This is a genomic window from Streptomyces sp. NPDC059853, assembly GCF_042731495.1.
In the GTDB taxonomy this organism is placed as follows: domain Bacteria; phylum Actinomycetota; class Actinomycetes; order Streptomycetales; family Streptomycetaceae; genus Streptomyces.
Genome location: NZ_JBHWJL010000097.1, coordinates 1 through 17,109 on the forward strand (window position 1 = coordinate 1; position 17,109 = coordinate 17,109).

Sequence of the window (17,109 nt, forward strand, 5' to 3'; positions counted from 1 at the left end):
GCACCGCATCCGACAACGCGGCCCGATCCACGAAGATCCGAAAGAGACGGCCTAGCCGTCCTCCAGCGCGGGCAGCACCTTGTCCAGGGTGATCGGCAGGTCGCGTACCCGCACCCCGCAGGCGTGCCACACCGCGTTCGACACCGCGGCGGCCGTCCCCACGATGCCGATCTCGCCGATGCCCTTCGACCCCATGGCGTTGACGTGCGGGTCGTGCTCGGGCAGCCAGTGCGCCTCGATCTCGCTCACGTCCGCGTTCGCCGTGATGTGGTAGTCGGCGAGGTCGTGGTTGACGACATGGCCGGAGCGGGGATCGAGGACGCTGCTCTCGTGCAGCGCCATGGACAGCCCCATGGTCATCCCGCCGATGAACTGCGAGCGTGCGGTGCGCGGGTTGATGATCCGGCCCGCGGCGAACACCCCGAGCAGGCGCGGCACCCGCACCTCGCCGGTGTCCGCGTGGATGTGCGCCTCGGCGAACTGGGCGCCGAAGGCGTGCATGGCGTACCGGTCGTCGGGCCGGCCGACGGAGCCGGTCGCGGCGGCGCCGTCCGGCGGCTCGTTCCCGTACCGTTCGCGCAGCGCGCGGGCGGCCTCGACCACCGCCGAGCCCCAGGTCGTCATGCCGGAGGAGCCGCCGGCCACCGACGCCATCGGATAGTCGGTGTCGCCGATCCGCACCTCCACCCGGGAGACCGGCACCCCGAGCGCGTCCGCGGCGATCTGCGGCAGCGTGGTCCAGGTGCCGGTGCCGAGGTCGGCGGCACCGATCTCGGCGACGTAGCGGTCCCCCTCCCGCCGGATCACGGCCGTCGACCGCGTCATGCGGTTGACCGGGTAGGTGGAGGCCGCGACGCCGGTGCCGACCAGCCAGGCGCCGCGGCGGCGCACGCCGGGCCGGGGGTCGCGCCGGTCCCAGCCGAACCGTTCGGCTCCTTCCCGCAGGCAGCCGACGAGGTTGCGGCTGGAGAAGGGCTTGCCCGAACCCGGCTCGACGTCCGGTTCGTTGCGGACGCGCAGGTCGATGGGGTCCATGCCGAGGCGCTCGGCCAGTTCGTCCATCGCGACCTCGGGCCCGAACATCCCCGGGCACTCGCCGGGGGCGCGCATCCAGGACGGCACGGGGACGTCGAGGGCCGCGAGGCGGTGGGTGGTCCGCCGGTTCGCGGTGGCGTACATGATCCGGGCCGGCACTCCGGTCTGCTCGGCGAACTCCTTGATCCGCGAGGTCTGCTCGACGACGTCGACCGCCAGCGCGGTGAGGGTGCCGTCGCGATCGGCGCCGAGGGAGCAGCGCAGGATCGTCGGGGTGCGGTAGCCGGCGAGGCAGAACATCTGCTGGCGGGTCAGGGCCAGCCGCACCGGGCGGCCGGGAAGCGCCCGCGCCGCCAGCGCGGCGAGCACCACGTTGACGTGCGGCTGCCCCTTGGAGCCGAAGCCGCCACCGACGTACGGGCACACGACCCGGATCCGCTCCTCGTCGAGGCCGAACACCCGGGCCAGGGTGGTGCGCGTCGGATGGACGCCCTGGGTGGAGTCCCACAGGGTGAGCGAGCCGCCGTCCGCCGGGTCCCACCGGGCCGTCGTGGCGTGCGGCTCCATCGGGTTGTTGTGGTTCATCGCCGTGGTGTACGTCTGCTGGACGGTCACCTCGGCGGCGGCCAGCGCCGCGTCCACGTCGCCCTCGGTGGTGTCGGTGGGGAAGGCGGGGTTCACCTGCTCGGGCGCGTACAGGTCGTCGCGGTCGGCCCGCAGTTCGGCGTCGTGCGGCTGACGCGCGTAGTCCACCCGGACCAGGGACGCGGCGTGCCGCGCGGTCTCGGAGCTGTCGGCGACGACGAGGGCGACGACCTGGCCCCGGAAGGCGACCTCCTCGTCCTGGAGGGCCGCCAGCTCCCGGTCCTCGGTGGAGGCCAGCCGCTCGGCGGTGGCGGGCGTGAGCACCGCGGCCACGCCGTCGAGTGCTTCGGCGGCGGCGGTATCCACCGCGGTGATCCGTCCGCGGGCGATCGTGGCCTGGACCGGGTGCACGTAGGCGGCGCCCTCGGCGGGGGTCTCGTAGGCGTAGACGGCGGTGCCCCGTACCTTGGCGGGCCCGTCCCGGCGGGGCAGGTCGCTGCCGATGGCGTCCGGGGTGCTGAGGAAGGTCATCGTGCGTCCTCTCCGGCCAGGCCGCGCAGGGTGGCGGCGAGGGTGCGGCGCAGCAGGGGGATCTTGAACGCGTTGCCGCCGTCCAGCCCGTCGACCGGCCGGGCGTCGGCGAGTTCGGCGTCGGCGGCGGCGCGGTAGGTCTCCTCGGTCGCCTCGGAGCCGCGCAGTACGTCCTCGGCCCGGCGGGCGCGCCACGGGGCGTGCGCCACGCCGCCGAACGCGATCCGGGCGTCGGTGATGACGCCGTCCGCCACCTCGACGGCCGCGGCGACGCTGACCAGGGCGAAGGCGTACGAGGCGCGGTCGCGCACCTTGCGGTAGGCCGACCGGCGGGCGAGGGGCTGGGCCGGGAGGTCGATGGCGGTGATCAGCTCGCCGTGTCCGAGCACCGTGTCGCGCTCGGGTGTGTCGCCGGGCAGCCGGTGGAGTTCCCCGAACGGGATCGTGCGCTCGCCGTCCGGGCCGAGCACCCGCACCCGGGCGTCGAGTGCCGTCATCGCCACGGCCATGTCGGAGGGGTGGACGGCGACGCAGTGCTCGGACGCCCCGAGGATCGCGTGGTTGCGGGTCCAGCCGCCGAGGGCCGAGCAGCCCGAGCCCGGCTGCCGCTTGTTGCAGGGTGTGGTGACGTCCTGGAAGTACACGCAGCGGGTCCGCTGCAGGGGGTTGCCGCCGGTGGTGGCCATGTTGCGCAGTTGTCCCGACGCGCCGGACAGCAGGGCCTGGGACAGGACGGGGAACCGTTCGCGTACCCGCCGGTCGGCGGCGAGTTCGCTGTTGCTGACGCCCGCGCCGATCCGCAGGGTCGCCCCGTCCACTTCCTCGACCTCGGTGGACAGCAGGCCGGCGAGACCGACGACCAGACCGGGTGCGGCGACACCCAGCTTGAGGTGGTCGACCAGATTGGTGCCGCCGCCGAGGAAGACGGCGGTCGGATCCGCGGCGACGCTGCGCACGGCGTCCGCGGCGTCCGCGGGGCTGCGGTACTCGAACGGCCTCACCCCGCCACCTCCGTGCCGCCCGCCGACGCGGCCTGCTGGATGGCCGGCACGATGTTGACGTACGCGGCGCACCGGCACAGGTTGCCGCTCATCCGTTCGGCGATCTCGGCGCGGTCGAGGCGCGGTTCCCGGCCGCCGTCGGTGACGGCGCTCGGCCAGCCCCGGGCGAACTCCTGGAGCATGCCGACGGCGGAGACGACCTGTCCTGGGGTGCAGTAGCCGCACTGGAACGCGTCGCAGTCGATGAAGGCGCGCTGCACCGGGTGCAGGGGGCCGTCGGCGTCCTCCTCACCGGCGCGTCCGTCGCCGGTGCCGTCCCGGCCGGGGGCGGTGTCCTCGGCGGCGAGCCCTTCGGCGGTGGTGACCCGGGCGCCGTCCTGGGTGACGGCGAGGGTGAGGCAGCTCAGCACGCGCTTCCCGCCGGACAGCACCGTGCACGCGCCGCACTGCCCGTGGTCGCAGCCCTTCTTGGGACTGGTCACTCCCAGCCGTTCGCGCAGCGCGTCCAGCAGCGTCGTGCGGGTGTCGACGGTCAGCCGATGGGCCGTCCCGTCGACCCGCACGGTGATTTCGGTATGCATCGCGGCCGGGTACCCGGCTCACCACCGCTCACACGGCGCGCGGCGCCGGCTCACACCGATGGCGGTAGCAACGGGCGGAGTTCCTCCCGCGTTTCGGATGCCGGTGGGTGTTCGTCTCGACGGACGTGCCGTGGCCGGCCCGGGGGAGGTGGCGCCGCTGATGACGGGCCGCGGTGGACTGTCGCGCCGGCCTCCGCGGCGCCTCCGGGCGGTGGTACGGCCGTCCGATCCGGCGTTCCGTCCTGTCCTGCCGTGCACGGAGCCCGGGGCGGGCCGGTGTTCACAGGGTGCGGTGCATGATGTGGAGGCCGACGTAACCGTGTTCAGGGTGCCGGAAGCCTTCCGGGAGGGTGCCCAGCACCTCGAAGCCGAGCGAACGGTAGAGGCGCACCGCGGGGTCGTTCGTCTCCACGACGGCGTTGAACTGCATCGCCCCGGAAGCCGGCCTCGCGCGCCCACCGCAGGGTGTACTCGCACAGGGCCCGGCCCACGCCCCGGCCGGAGCGTGCCGGGTCGACCATGTAGCCGGCGCTCGCGATGTGCGAGGCGTTCCCCAGGTGGTTGTTGTTCATCTTCGCCGTGCCCACCACGGTTCCGGCGTCGTCGACGGCGACGACCGTGCGGTTCGGGGCGGAGAGAAGCCACGCCTCACGGCCCTGCTCCTCGGTGAGATCGGCCGGGTAGGTGAAGGTCTCGCCCGCCGCGACGATCGTGTGGAAGAAGGGCCAGATGGCGGGCCAGTCGGCGGCGGTGGCTTCCCTGATCAGCATCAGCCCACGGTCCCACCGATCGCCGCGGCCGGGCCACCGCTTTTCCCCATTGGCGCCCGCTCGCACGTGTTCGCCTCGGGCGCCTGATCAGATGGCCGGACGCGCCGACCCGCCCTCCGCCGTGTACTGCCGAGGGAGTCCGGCGACATCCGTTGGCGGCTCCGGGTGGCGCCGCCGGGCCGGGGCCGCCGGCGCGACGCGGGCCCTCCCCCTCATCGGCCCTGTCCCGCGCTTTCCCGCAACGCGTGGTCGAGGAGGATGCCGGCCGCGGCCCGCGCGTGCCGGCCGTAGTCCGCGTCGTCCAGCACCATGGCCCGGCTGGCCGCCCCGTCGGCGAGGGTGGCCAGTTGCTCGGCGAGCGGGAGGGGTTCGTGGCAGCCCAGTTCCGTCAGCACCGCGGCGATCAGCCGCACCATGCGCAGCTTCTGTTCCCGGGCGTAGGCGTGCACGGCGCTCTCCGGGTCGGGGAACTCCGCGGCGGCGTCGATGAACGGACAGCCGCGCACCGGGGCCGCGTCCGGCACCGGCTGGTCGAACAGCCCGTGGATCCGGTCGCGCGGCGGGATGTCCTCGCGGGTCAGCACGGCCTCCAGGGTCGCCCCCGACTGTGCGAGGCCCTGCAAGTGGGCGATGACCAGGTCGTTCTTGGTGCGGAAGTGCGCGTAGAGCGTCCGCTTGGACACCGGCGCCTCCTCGGCGACCTGTTCCATGCCGGTGGCGCCGATGCCCTGGGTCGCGAACAGCCGGGTGGCGGCGGCCAGAATGCGCTCCCGCCCGCCGCGCCCCGGCCGCCGGGATGCCGTGGCCGTCGTCCTCGCGGTCGTGTCCATGGAGAAAGTATACGCATTCGTTTACTTGAGTCGCCGCGTCACGCTACGATGACCGTCCTACGTAAACGGTTCCGTTTACTTCACCCCTTCCGTCATCGAGGAGTCCCATGACCAGGCCCGCCCCCACCGAGCTGAGCAGCAGCGCCGAGAAGCTGATACGCGGCCGCCACGCGACCCGGGCGTTCCGCCCCGACCCGGTCCCCGAGGAGACGCTGCGCACGATCTTCTCGCTGGCCGGCACCGCGCCGTCCAACTCCAACACCCAGCCGTGGCAGGTGGAGGTGGTCAGCGGTGCCGCCCGCCACCGCCTGGCCGACGCGCTCCACAGGGCCCACGCCGAACAGCGCCAGTCGGTGGACTTCCCGTACACCGAGGACATGTACGCGCAGGTGCACCGGACCCGCCGCGCGGCGTTCGGCGCCGAACTGTACGGAGCGCTGGGCATCGGCCCCGACGATCACCCGGAACGTGCGGCCTACGACGCGGAAAGCCTGCGTTTCTACGGCGCGCCGCACGCCGCCTTCCTCTTCGTCCACGGCGACGGACAGGCCCGGCTGGCCGCGGATACCGGCGCCTACCTCCAGACACTGCTGCTGGCCATGACGGCGTACGGCGTGGACAGCTGCCCGCAGGGACTGCTGAGCTTCTACGCGGACACCGTCCGCGCCGAACTCGGCGTCACCACGGGAAAGCTGCTCGTCGGCGTCTCCTTCGGATACGCCGACGAGAGCGCGCCGGTGAACCGGGTACGGACCGAACGGGCTCCCCTGGAGTCGACCACCACCTTCCACGGCTGACGGCGCCGGTGGCACGGTGGCACGGGGCACCGGTGACGACCCCGCCGCGGCCGGCTAGTCGACCCAGACGGATCTGCCGATCGAGGCGGAGAAGTCACCGGACGTGCCACCGGGCGCGACGACTTCGGCGATCGCCCCCGTACAGTCCCGGTGCTGGTAGACGAGGGCGTACTCATTGGTGAAGTTGTAGACCTTCAGCGGCAGCTCGGGGACGTTGACGCAGCCGCTGGGGTTGGTCACGAACCAGTTCTTGCCCCGCAGCTCCCCGTGTGCCGCGGACGCCGGGGCGGCGAGAACCGTCCCCGAGCCCACGGCGATCGCCACCAGACCGGCCACAGCGGCCAGACGCGCACCCATCGCACTCCACTCCTCGGAAGAACATCGCCGGGGCGGCGGCTCCACCCCACGTCGAACCTTCATTACGCAGAGTAGTCATCGCCGCACCGTTGCGTCATCACCCCGGAGAGTGAAAGGGCCCGGTCGCGAGATGGCCGGGCAGGGCCGCGCCCCGGTCACCGTGCCTCGTCTACAGTGCGGAACGTGACGGACGACCCACCCGTGTTCGACGCCATCGTCCTCGCCGGCGGCGCCGCGCGCCGCCTCGGCGGGGCGGACAAGGCGGCGGTGACCGTCGGCGGCCGGCCGCTGCTCGACCGGGTGCTCGACGCCTGCCGCGACGCCCGCCGCACCGTCGTCGTCGGCCCGCCCCGCCCCACCCGGCGCCCGGTGCACTGGGTGCGCGAGGACCCGCCGGGCGGCGGCCCGCTCGCCGCGCTCGCGGCCGGGGTCGGCGCCGCCGAGGTCACCGCCGGGCTGGTCGCCGTCCTCGCCACCGACCTCCCCTTCCTCACCCCCGCCACCCCCCGCGCCCTGCTGGCCGCCCTCCCGCCCCGCGCGGACGGCGTACTGGAGCAGGACGCGGACGGCCGCGACCAGCCCCTCACCGCCGTGTACCGCACCGAGCCGCTGCGCCGCGCACTGGCCGGGCTGCCCGCCGTCCACGGCGCCCCGCTGCGTACGCTGCTCCCGGCTCTCACCCTGCACCGGCGGGCCGGGACCACCACAACGTTCGACTGCGACACCTGGGCCGAGATCGCCGCCGCCCGGGTCCGGATCAAGGAGCATGGGACCGTGCTGGACGAATGGATCGCCGCCGTCAACGCCGAACTCGACATCGACCCGGGCCTGGACCGCACCGTGCTGCTCGACGCGGCCCGCGACGTGGCGCACGGGGTGGCCCGGCCGGCCGCCCCGCTCACCACCTTCCTGATCGGGTACGCCGCGGCCCAGCACCAGATCGCCCCCGCCGAGGCCGCCCGCCGGGTCGCCGCACTCGCCGCCCGCTGGGCGCAGGAACAGGAACAGCAGGACGAAGGACGCCCCGCATGACCGACGAGTTCGACGAGGCGCTCGCCCTCGCCAACGGGCACCGCCCCGACCACCCCGCCCACCGACCCGCGGCCCCCCTCGTCCCCGACCCCGCCGACGCCCCCGACCGGCGCCCCGCTCCGCCGCACACCTGGGAGTCGGCCCGCACCGTCGCGTACCGCAGCGCCGTACCGCTGCCGCCGCGCCGGCTCCCGCTGGACCGGGCGCTCGGCCACACCCTGGCGGCACCGCTGACCGCGCTCACCGATCTGCCGGCCTTCGACACCTCCGCCATGGACGGCTGGGCGGTGTCGGGCCCCGGCCCCTGGGAGCTGGCCGGTCCCGGTCTGCTGGCCGGCGCGCCCGGCCGCCCGGACCCGCTGGCCGACGGCCAGGCCGTGCGCATCGCGACCGGCGCCCGGGTGCCGGAGGGCACCACCGGGATCGTCCGCGCCGAACACGGCACGGCCCGCGCCGGAAGGCTGCGCGGCCGGCTGCCCCGGCTCGGCGCCGACATCCGCCCCCGCGCCCAGGAGTGCCGCTCCGGCGCCGAACTGCTGCCCGCCGGTACCCGGCTCGCCCCGGCCGCGCTCGGGCTGGCCGCCGCCGCCGGGTACGACGAGCTGGACGTCCACCCGCTGCCGCGCGTCGAGGTGCTGGTCCTCGGCGACGAACTGCTGCACCGCGGCCTGCCGCACGACGGCCGCATCCGGGACGCGCTCGGCCCGATGACCGGCCCCTGGCTGACCGCCCTGGGCGCCGAGGTGCTGGTCACCCGGCGGCTGGGCGACGACGCCGACGCGCTGCGCGAGGCCGTCGAGACCAGCCGCGCCGACCTCATCGTCACCACCGGCGGTACCGCCTCGGGTCCGGTCGACCATCTGCGCACCACCCTGCGCGCGCTGGGCGCCACCACCCTCGTCGGCGGGGTCACCGTCCGCCCGGGCCACCCCATGCTGCTGGCCGAACTGCCGGACGGGGGCACGCCCGTCGTCGGCCTCCCGGGCAATCCGCTGGCCGCGGTGGCCGGGCTGCTGACCCTGGCCGCGCCGCTGCTCCACGCGCTGTCCGGCCGGATGCCGCCGGCCACCCGGGCCGGCACCGCGGGCGAGGCGTTCGCCGGGCACCGCACCGACACCCATCTCGTACCGGTGCGCCGCCCGGCCGACGGCGGTCCGGTCGTGCCGCTGAACTACGCGGGCCCGGCGATGCTGCGCGGCATCGCCGCCGCGTCCGCGCTCGCCGTCGTCCCGCCCGGCGGGCTCGCGCCGGACGATCCGGTTCAGTTGCTGGAGCTTCCCGGGGCATGAGACTGCCGAATCTCGCCGCCTTCCCGACCGTGCCACCGCAGCGCGGCGACGCCGACGACCAGTCGCACGGCGTCCATCTGCCGCGCTCGGTGGGCGGCCCGCTGCTCCAGGTGGCGCGCCGGCTGCTGATGGCGGTGGCGGTGATGGCGGCGGCGGTCGTGATCGTGTACTTCGACCGCAGCGGCTACCGGGACAACATCACCGGGGAGCCGGTGGGTTTCCTCGACGCCCTCTACTACGTCACGGTCTCGCTCTCGACGACCGGTTACGGCGACATCGTGCCGTACACCGACAAGGCGCGGCTGCTCACCACGTTCCTCATCACACCGCTGCGCATACTGTTCCTGATCATCCTGGTCGGGACGACACTGGAAGTCCTGACCGAGCGCACCCGCGAGCAGTGGCGGCTGGCCCACTGGAGGAAGATCTTGCGCGATCACACCGTCATCGTCGGTTTCGGCACCAAGGGCCGCAGCGCCGCCGAGACCCTGATGAGCACCGGGCTGCCGCAGGAGCAGATCGTCGTGGTGGATCCGAGCAAGGGCGTGGTGGCCGCCGCCAACGCCGCCGGGTACGCGGGCGTGGTCGGCGACGCGACCCGCAGCGACGTCCTGGTCCGGGCCCGCGCGGACCGGGCCCGGCAGATCGTGATCTCCACCCAGCGCGACGACACGGCCGTGCTGGTGGCGCTGACCGCCCGCCAGCTCAGCAAGACCGTCAAGATCGTCGCCTCGGTGCGCGAGGAGGAGAACGTGCCGCTGCTCAAGCAGTCCGGCGCGGATTCGGTGATCACCAGCGCCAGCGCGGTCGGCCGGCTGCTCGGTCTGTCGATGATCAGCCCGAGCAGCGGCGCGGTGATGGAGGACCTGATCCAGCAGGGCACGGGCCTGTCCCTGCGGGAGCGGCCGGTGACGAAGGCGGAGGCGGGCCGGTCCCCGCGCGAGGTCGATGACCTGGTCGTCTCGGTGATACGGGGCCACCGGCTGCTGCCCTTCGACCACCCGGACGCGGCGACGCTGGAGCTGACCGACCGGCTGGTGGTGATCCACCGGATCCGGGCGGGGGAGGAGTCCCATCCGCCGGCCGTGGACGGCGAGGGGGGCAAGCCGCAGCGGGGTCCGGGCTCCTGGCGCATCCCGCGCCGCTGACCGGTGGCGCGGGGCCCGCCCACCGGCGGGTGCCGGGGCGATAGCGTCGGGGCATGAGAGCGATCACGATCACGGAGCCCGGCGGTCCGGAAGTGCTGGCGTGGAGCGAGGTGGCGGAGCCGGCGGCTCCCGGTGCGGGGGAGGTGCTGATCGAGGTCGCCGCCTCCGCCGTCAACCGGGCGGATCTGCTGCAGCGGCAGGGGTTCTACGATCCGCCGCCGGGGGCCTCGCCGTATCCGGGTCTTGAGTGTTCGGGCACGGTCGCCGCCGTCGGTCCCGGGGTGCGGGGCCTGTCGGCCGGGGAGCCGGTGTGCGCGCTGCTGAGCGGCGGCGGGTACGCGCAGCGGGTGGTGGTCCCGGCGGGGCAGGTGCTGCCGGTGCCGGCGGGGGTGTCGCTGGTGGAGGCCGCCGCGCTGCCCGAGGTGGTGTGCACGGTGTGGTCGAACGTCTTCTGGGGCGAGTCCGGGCTGCGGGCCGGGCAGACGCTGCTGGTGCACGGGGGCGGCAGCGGGATCGGGACGATGGCGATCCAGCTGGCGGTGGCGCGCGGGGCGCGGGTGGCGGTGACGGCCGGGAGCGCGGAGAAGCTGGCGGTGTGCCGCGAGTTGGGGGCGGAGGTGCTGATCAACTACCGGGAGCGGGACTTCGCCGAGGTGCTGCGCGGGGAGGTCGATGTGGTGCTGGACATCATGGGCGCCTCCTATCTGGACCGGAATGTGCGGGTGCTGGCCACCGGGGGGCGGCTGGCGGTGATCGGGCTCCAGGGAGGCCGCAAGGGCGAGTTGAACCTGGGGGCGCTGCTCGCGAAGCGGGCGACGGTGACCGCGACGTCGCTGCGGGCGCGGTCGGCCGGGGAGAAGGCGGCGATCGTGGCAGCGGTGCGCGAGGGGGTGTGGCCGCTGATCGAGGAGGGGCGGGTGCGTCCGGTGGTGGACCGGGTGCTGCCGATGAGCGAGGCAGGTGAGGCGCACCGGATCGTGGAACGCAGCGGCCACACCGGGAAGATCATCCTGACACCCTGACGTTTTCCCCGTGTTCGAGATGCCCGTTTCCTTCGTATATGTGACGCTGGACACATCATCGGACGGTCTACGGAGGATCGAGCGCTGTGAGGGTGTGGGTGTGGACGGAATTCATCGTGATCACGGCGGCGCTCGCCACTCTTCTCCTGCTCGCCGCACCGGGCGCCGCGCGCGCCGATGACGGCGGCGCCGGTCACGGCACGGCCCGGCAGTACGGCGAGCCCGCCCCGTACCGCGAGGCGGACCGCGTGGTGCGGGGCGGCGAGGTCCTGCCGGTCCTGCCGCTGGGCGCCGGGCTCGCCTGCCTCGGGGCGGGGCTCGGCGTCCTGGCCTTGCGACTGCGGCGTATCTGACGGGCAACAAGCCGCTCACCGGTTTGCCAGCGGGGAACATACTCGGTATACATACGCGGTATGTCCATCCGCTACGGCTTGCTGGCCCTGCTCGACTACGGGCCCAAGTACGGTTCCCAGCTGCGCGCCGAATTCGAGTCCCGCACCGGCGCCACCTGGCCGCTCAACATCGGCCAGGTCTACACCACCCTCTCCCGTCTCGAACGCGACGCGCTCATCGAGCCCGCCGGCGAACGCGACGGCAAGCAGCAGCGCTACCGCATCACCGACAACGGCCGCCGTGAACTCGCTGAGTGGTACCGGCAGCCCGTCGACCGCACCCACCCCTCCCGGGACGAACTCGCCATCAAACTCGCCATGGCGGTCGGCACCGAGGGCGTCGACGTCGGCGCGATCATCCAGGCGCAGCGCCACCACACCCTCAAGGCCATGCAGGACTACACCCGCCTCAAGGCCCAGGCGCTCGCCGGCGGCGGCCCGGAGAGCGGCGAGGAAATCGCCTGGCTGCTCGTCCTGGAACAGCTGATCTTCTCCGCCGAGGCCGAAGCCCGCTGGCTGGACCACTGCGAGTCCCGACTGATGCGCCTCGCCGCCCGGCGCCCCGCGAGGCCACGAACCGGGACACAGCCCGATGACACCGGCGCCGACCACGACGCCCGCGACGAGCAGCACCACGACGCATACGACGCACACGACGACGCAGACGCGCACCACCGCATCACGGGGGGAACCACCGCATGACCAGCCCGACCGCCGCCTCCGGCGCCGCACCCATCCTCGAACTGCGCGGCCTCGGCCGCGTCCACGGCACCGGCGTCACCACCGTCCACGCGCTGCGCGACATCGACCTGACCGTCAGCGCCGGTGAGTTCGTCGCCGTGATGGGCCCGTCCGGATCCGGCAAGTCCACCCTGCTCACCCTGGCCGGCGGCCTGGACAACGCCTCCAGCGGGCAGGTCCTCATCGAGGGCACCGACCTCGGAACCCTCAACAAGAGCCAGCTCGCCAAGATCCGGCGCACCAGCATCGGCTACGTCTTCCAGGACTACAACCTCATCCCGGCCCTCACCGCCGCCGAGAACATCGCCCTCCCCCGCGAACTCGACGGCATATCCGCCCGCGCCGCCCGCAAGGAAGCCCTGGCCGCGCTGGAGGAGATCAACCTCACCGAGGTCGCCGACCGCTTCCCCGACGAGATGTCCGGCGGCCAGCGGCAGCGCGTCGCCATCGCCCGCGCCCTCGTCGGCGACCGCCGCCTCGTCCTGTCCGACGAACCCACCGGGGCGCTGGACTCCGAGACCGGCGAGGCCGTCCTCGCCCTGCTGCGCAAGCGCTGCGACGAGGGCGCGGCCGGCGTCATGGTGACCCACGAGTCCCGGTACGCCGCCTGGGCGGACCGGGTCGTGTTCCTGCGGGACGGCACCATGGTCGACCAGACCGTCTCCCCGACCGCCGAGTCGCTGCTCACCTCCGAGGTGAAGCGGTGAACAAGACACTCAACCGCTGGCGGCTCGGGCTGCGCGTCGCCCGCCGCGACGCGCTGCGCGCCAAGGGCCGCAGCGCCCTGGTGGTCGCCATGATCGCGCTGCCCATCCTCGGGGTGGCGGGCGCGGACCTGGCGGTGCGCAGCAGCCAGCTGTCCACCGAGGAGTGGCTGTCCCGGGAGATCGGCACCGCCGACGCCCGGTACGAGATCCACGAGGCCGGCGTCCCGATCCTCCAGCACCCCACCGACCTGGCCGAACTGTGGTCCTCCTCCTGGGACAGCGAGAGCCGGGGCCCGGATCAGATCACCCGCGACCCCGGCGACGACGGGGAGGGGGACGAGGAGCCCGCCGACGCGTTCCGCATCGAGGACGTGCTGCCCGAGGGCGCCACCGTCCTGGAGGAGCGCTCCGGCTACGCGGACATCACCACCGAACACGGCATCCTGTGGGCGGACATCCGGGAGACCGACCCCACCGCCGAGCTGACCCGGGGCAAGTACACCCTGCTGGACGGCGACTGGCCCACCGGACCCGGTGAGGTGGCCGCCACCGAGCAGTTCCTGAAGGACACCGGCAGCCGGGTCGGTTCCGAGGTGGAACTGGCCGAGATCGACCACAAGGTCACCATCACCGGCTCCTACGAGCTGCCCGGCTCGCTGCGGTCCGCGTCGCTGCTCGCCACCAACGACAGCCTGCTGCCGCTGCTGGAGCACGGCGACACCGACTGGGACGTCAGCTACCTGGCCGCCGTCGACGGCGGCGTCTCGTGGGACGCGGTGCAGGCCGCCAACGAGCACGGCGTCCTGGTCGCCTCCCGCGCGGTGCACCTCGACCCGCCGGCCGACGCCGACGTGCCGCTCTTCCAGCACCCCGACTACTACCGGTTCGATCCCGGCATCGACTCCGGGGCCGCCGCCCTCATCGGGGTCGCCGTCGCGCTGGTCGTCCTGGAGATCTGCCTGCTGGCCGGGCCCGCCTTCGCGGTCGGTGCCCGCCGCTCCCGCCGCCAGCTGGGCCTGATCGGCTCCAACGGCGGTGACCGGGCGCAGCTGCGCGCCGTCATGCTCTCCAGCGGCATCGTGCTGGGCGCCGTGGCGGCCGTGGTCGGCATCGTGCTCGGCGTCATCGGTGTCGTGCTGGCCAAGCCGTTCCTGGAGAACATCGGCGGCTCCCGCTTCGGCTCCTGGGACTTCCGCTGGCTGGAGATCGCCGGGATCGCGGCGTTCGCCGTGTTCATCGGTACCCTCGCCGCGCTGATCCCGGCCATCAACGCCTCGCGGTCCTCCGTCCTGGAGTCCCTCACCGGGACCAAGGGCGTGCGCCGCGGCAGCCGGGCCCTGCCGATCGCCGGTACCGTCGCGCTGGTCCTCGGTGTGGTCATCGCCCTGGTCGGCGGCCTGTCGATGGGCAATGTGACGATGGTCGGACTCGGCGCCGTCATCGCCGAACTCGGCCTGGTGGCCCTCACCCCGCTGCTGGTCGGCGGCTTCGGCAAGCTCGCCCGCTTCCTGCCGCTGTCCGGGCGCCTCGCCCTGCGTGACGCCGCCCGCAACCGGGGTCGCACCGCACCGGCGGTCGCCGCCGTGCTGGCCGCCGCGGCCGGCGCGGTCGCGGTGGCCACCGTGACGACGGGCATCCAGGCACAGGAGCGCGCCGAGTACATACCGAACCTCCCGGACGGCACCGTCGCCCTCACCATGTGGGACGGCTCCGAGTCACAGCTCGACCCGCTGCGCGCCGCGGCCGAGAAGACCCTGCCGGTCACCGACCGGGCCGACCTGGCCACCGCCCGGCCCGCGCCCGAGTTCTGCGCCCCGGGCGCCACCGGCCGGGACGACGGCGACTGCTACCTGACCGTGCAGATCCCGCCCGAGAACGAGTGCCCGCTGTGGGGCGAGAGCGACGAGCTGCTGAGCGAACAGGAGACGCGCGAGCTGCGCCAGGACGAGCGCTGCCGGTTCAGCGCCTACTCCGGCTGGGGCATGAGCGACGCGGGACCGGTGGCCGTGGGGGACACGGACATCCTGAAGGTCCTGGACCTCGACCGTCCCGAGTACCGGCAGGCGCTGGAGGACGGCAAGGTCCTGGTCTTCGACCGCAACGAGATCGACTCCGAGGGCCTGGTCACCTTCGAGCAGTACGAGAGCTGGGAGCAGGACGAGCCCTCCGGCACCGTCACCCTGCCCGCCCACCACCTGGACGGCGACGGCTACGGCCTGGACGCGCTCATGACCCCGGAGACCGCGCGGCAGGCCGGTCTCGGCACCACCTTCACCGGCACGTACTACGCGACCTCGGACCGGCCCACCAGCCAGGAGGAGCAGGCGTTCCGGGGCGAGCTGGACGACCTCGTCCTCGGCTCCCAGACCTCCTGGACCATCGAGCGCGGCTACACGGCCGACTACTCCCTGGTGCTGCTGATCCTGGCGATCGCCGCCATGGTGATCGCCCTCGGCGCGGCCGGCATCGCCACCGGTCTGGCCCAGGCGGACTCCGAGGCCGACCTGGCCACCCTGGCGGCGGTCGGCGCGGCGCCCCGGATCCGGCGTACCCTCTCCGGACTCCAGTGCGGGCTGATCGCCTTCATGGGCGTGCTGCTCGGCGCCGTCTCCGGCCTGGTCCCGGCCATGGGACTGCTGCTGGCGGACCACCGGGAGCGGCTCGACTGGTGGGATCAGCAGGCGGCCGAGGGCTGGGATATCGGCCCGCGACCCGAGCTGCATCTGGCGCTGCCGTGGGAGACCCTGGGCCAGCTGGTCCTGCTGGTGCCGCTCATCGCGATGCTCTTCGCCGCCGTGCTCACCCGCTCCCGGGTGACCCTGGCCCGGCGCGCGGGGTGACCCTCGTTGCATGATGGAGGTATGACTCAGCCGAGGAATGAACCCTCTCAGGAGAGCCAGAGCCCGCAGGTCCTGGTCGTGGGCCCGGACGGCATGGCGCTCGCCAACGCCACGGCGCGTGACGGCGAGGGCGGCGAGGAGCACTCGGAGGTTCCCGTGACGGAGATGGTGGAGCAGCCGGCGAAGGTCATGCGGATCGGCAGCATGATCAAGCAGCTGCTGGAGGAGGTGAAGGCGGCCCCGCTGGACGAGGCCAGCCGGTACCGGCTCAAGGAGATCCACGCCAGTTCCGTCAAGGAGCTGGAGGAGGGCCTGGCCCCCGAGCTGGTGGAGGAGCTGGAACGGCTGTCGCTGCCGTTCACGGACGACCGGCTGCCCACCGAGGCGGAGCTGCGGATCGCCCAGGCGCAGCTGGTCGGCTGGCTGGAAGGGCTCTTCCACGGCATCCAGACGGCGCTGTTCGCGCAGCAGATGGCGGCGCGCGCCCAGCTGGAGCAGATGCGCCGGGCGCTGCCGCCCGGGGCGCTGCCGGACGAGGGCGAGCACCCCGGAGATCCGCACGGCCCGGCCCGGTCGGGTCCCTACCTCTGACCCGTACAGGTGAAGGCGCCGGTCCCCTCGGGGGCCGGCGCCTTCGCGCTGGGGTGGTGCGGCGGGGTCAGCCCCAGGTGAGCAGCCGCCGGGGGTGTTCGAGGACGGCGGCCACGTCCGCGAGGAGCCGGGAGCCGAGTTCGCCGTCGATCAGCCGGTGGTCGAAGGAGAGCGCCAGGGTGGTGACCTGGCGCGGCTTGACCTTGCCCTTGTGGACCCAGGGCTGGGCCTTGATGGCGCCGACCGCCAGAATCGCCGACTCGCCGGGGTTGAGGATGGGGGTGCCGCTGTCCACCCCGAAGACCCCGACGTTGGTGATGGTGACGGTGCCGCCCTGCATGTCGGCGGGGGTGGTCCGTCCCTCGCGGGCGGTGGTCACCAGGTCGCTGAGCGCGGTGGCCAGCTCGGCCAGTGACTTGCGGCCGGCGTCCTTGATGTTGGGGACGAGCAGACCGCGCGGGGTGGCGGCGGCGATGCCCAGGTTGACGGTGTCCTTGTAGACGATCTCCTGGCGGTCCCCGTCCCAGGCGGCGTGGGCGTCCGGGTTGCGGCGCAGGGCCAGCAGCAGGGCGCGGGCGATGATCAGCAGCGGGTTGATCCGCACGCCGGCCAGGTCCGGGTCCTCCTTGAGCCGGGCCACCAGCTTCATGGTGCGGGTGACGTCGACGGTGATGAACTCGGTGACGTGCGGCGCGGTGAACGCGCTGTCGACCATGGCCTGCGCGGTGGCCTTGCGCACCCCCCGGATGGGGACCCGGCGCTCGCCGGGCCGCTCGGCCGGCTGCGGGCCGGGGACGGCCTCCTCCGCCGGTGCGGCGGCCGGGGCGGGGGCGGTCTCGGGCGCGGCGGCGGCCTGGACG

The 17,109-nt window shown here is 73.7% G+C and carries 16 protein-coding genes and 1 pseudogene; 10 read left to right on the forward strand and 7 right to left on the reverse strand.

Annotation, left to right across the window (positions count from 1 at the left end; genetic code table 11):
- Positions 1 to 51: 51 nt before the first annotated feature.
- From ACFV5N_RS13240 to ACFV5N_RS13260, 5 genes and pseudogenes are all read right to left on the reverse strand, one after another.
- Complete coding sequence (locus tag ACFV5N_RS13240; RefSeq protein WP_385598145.1) at positions 52 to 2,151, reverse strand: xanthine dehydrogenase family protein molybdopterin-binding subunit; 2,100 nt, start codon at positions 2,149 to 2,151, stop codon at positions 52 to 54.
- Positions 2,148 to 3,152, reverse strand: a complete 1,005-nt coding sequence (locus ACFV5N_RS13245) for an FAD binding domain-containing protein (protein WP_385598148.1) — start codon at positions 3,150 to 3,152, stop codon at positions 2,148 to 2,150. Before ACFV5N_RS13245 ends, ACFV5N_RS13240 begins: the two co-directional genes overlap by 4 nt.
- Positions 3,149 to 3,733, reverse strand: a complete 585-nt coding sequence (locus ACFV5N_RS13250; protein WP_385598151.1) for a (2Fe-2S)-binding protein — start codon at positions 3,731 to 3,733, stop codon at positions 3,149 to 3,151. The genes ACFV5N_RS13245 and ACFV5N_RS13250 overlap by 4 nt, the downstream gene beginning before the upstream one ends.
- Before the next feature lie 280 nt (positions 3,734 to 4,013).
- Positions 4,014 to 4,503 (reverse strand): annotated as a pseudogene (locus tag ACFV5N_RS13255) (GNAT family N-acetyltransferase).
- A gap of 212 nt (positions 4,504 to 4,715) precedes the next feature.
- The gene (locus tag ACFV5N_RS13260; RefSeq protein WP_385598154.1) at positions 4,716 to 5,333 is read right to left on the reverse strand and encodes a TetR/AcrR family transcriptional regulator; all 618 of its coding nucleotides are present in this window, start codon (positions 5,331 to 5,333) and stop codon (positions 4,716 to 4,718) included.
- A gap of 107 nt (positions 5,334 to 5,440) precedes the next feature.
- Here ACFV5N_RS13260 and ACFV5N_RS13265 point away from each other — a divergent pair, with 107 nt between their 5' ends.
- On the forward strand, positions 5,441 to 6,130 hold the full coding sequence (locus ACFV5N_RS13265; protein WP_385598157.1) for a nitroreductase family protein: 690 nt from the start codon (positions 5,441 to 5,443) through the stop codon (positions 6,128 to 6,130).
- A gap of 54 nt (positions 6,131 to 6,184) precedes the next feature.
- On the opposite strand, the gene ACFV5N_RS13270 is transcribed toward ACFV5N_RS13265, so the two are convergent.
- Positions 6,185 to 6,487, reverse strand: a complete 303-nt coding sequence (locus ACFV5N_RS13270) for a hypothetical protein (RefSeq protein ID WP_385598159.1) — start codon at positions 6,485 to 6,487, stop codon at positions 6,185 to 6,187.
- Between the two features lie 183 nt (positions 6,488 to 6,670).
- On the opposite strand from ACFV5N_RS13270, the gene ACFV5N_RS13275 reads away from it, so the two are divergent.
- The 9 genes from ACFV5N_RS13275 to ACFV5N_RS13315 all read left to right on the forward strand — a co-directional run bounded on the left by ACFV5N_RS13275 (position 6,671) and on the right by ACFV5N_RS13315 (position 16,249).
- Positions 6,671 to 7,519 (forward strand): NTP transferase domain-containing protein, encoded by an 849-nt coding sequence (locus ACFV5N_RS13275; protein ID WP_385598162.1) that lies wholly within the window; start codon positions 6,671 to 6,673, stop codon positions 7,517 to 7,519.
- Positions 7,474 to 8,808 (forward strand): molybdopterin molybdotransferase MoeA, encoded by a 1,335-nt coding sequence (locus ACFV5N_RS13280; protein ID WP_385598188.1) that lies wholly within the window; start codon positions 7,474 to 7,476, stop codon positions 8,806 to 8,808. Before ACFV5N_RS13275 ends, ACFV5N_RS13280 begins: the two co-directional genes overlap by 46 nt.
- Entirely contained in the window at positions 8,805 to 9,956 is a 1,152-nt protein-coding gene (locus tag ACFV5N_RS13285; protein WP_385598165.1) for a potassium channel family protein, read from the forward strand. Before ACFV5N_RS13280 ends, ACFV5N_RS13285 begins: the two co-directional genes overlap by 4 nt.
- Positions 9,957 to 10,009: 53 nt before the next feature.
- Positions 10,010 to 10,978 carry an NAD(P)H-quinone oxidoreductase gene (locus ACFV5N_RS13290; RefSeq protein ID WP_385598168.1) on the forward strand — a complete coding sequence of 323 codons (969 nt, stop codon included), beginning with the start codon at positions 10,010 to 10,012 and terminating at the stop codon, positions 10,976 to 10,978.
- 86 nt (positions 10,979 to 11,064) lie between these two features.
- Positions 11,065 to 11,331, forward strand: coding sequence for a hypothetical protein (locus ACFV5N_RS13295; RefSeq protein ID WP_385598171.1), 267 nt, complete (start codon positions 11,065 to 11,067; stop codon positions 11,329 to 11,331).
- A gap of 60 nt (positions 11,332 to 11,391) precedes the next feature.
- Positions 11,392 to 12,072, forward strand: coding sequence for a PadR family transcriptional regulator (locus ACFV5N_RS13300; protein WP_385598174.1), 681 nt, complete (start codon positions 11,392 to 11,394; stop codon positions 12,070 to 12,072).
- Positions 12,069 to 12,818, forward strand: a complete 750-nt coding sequence (locus ACFV5N_RS13305) for an ABC transporter ATP-binding protein (protein ID WP_385598177.1) — start codon at positions 12,069 to 12,071, stop codon at positions 12,816 to 12,818. The genes ACFV5N_RS13300 and ACFV5N_RS13305 overlap by 4 nt, the downstream gene beginning before the upstream one ends.
- Positions 12,815 to 15,658: an ABC transporter permease gene (locus ACFV5N_RS13310; protein WP_385598180.1), complete on the forward strand. Its 2,844-nt coding sequence runs from the start codon at positions 12,815 to 12,817 to the stop codon at positions 15,656 to 15,658. Before ACFV5N_RS13305 ends, ACFV5N_RS13310 begins: the two co-directional genes overlap by 4 nt.
- Positions 15,659 to 15,679: 21 nt before the next feature.
- On the forward strand, positions 15,680 to 16,249 hold the full coding sequence (locus ACFV5N_RS13315) for a bacterial proteasome activator family protein (protein WP_385598183.1): 570 nt from the start codon (positions 15,680 to 15,682) through the stop codon (positions 16,247 to 16,249).
- A 67-nt stretch (positions 16,250 to 16,316) separates the two neighbouring features.
- Here ACFV5N_RS13315 and ACFV5N_RS13320 read toward each other — a convergent pair.
- Positions 16,317 to 17,109: dihydrolipoamide acetyltransferase family protein (locus ACFV5N_RS13320; RefSeq protein WP_385598186.1), on the reverse strand; the 793-nt coding region annotated here is incomplete at its 5' end.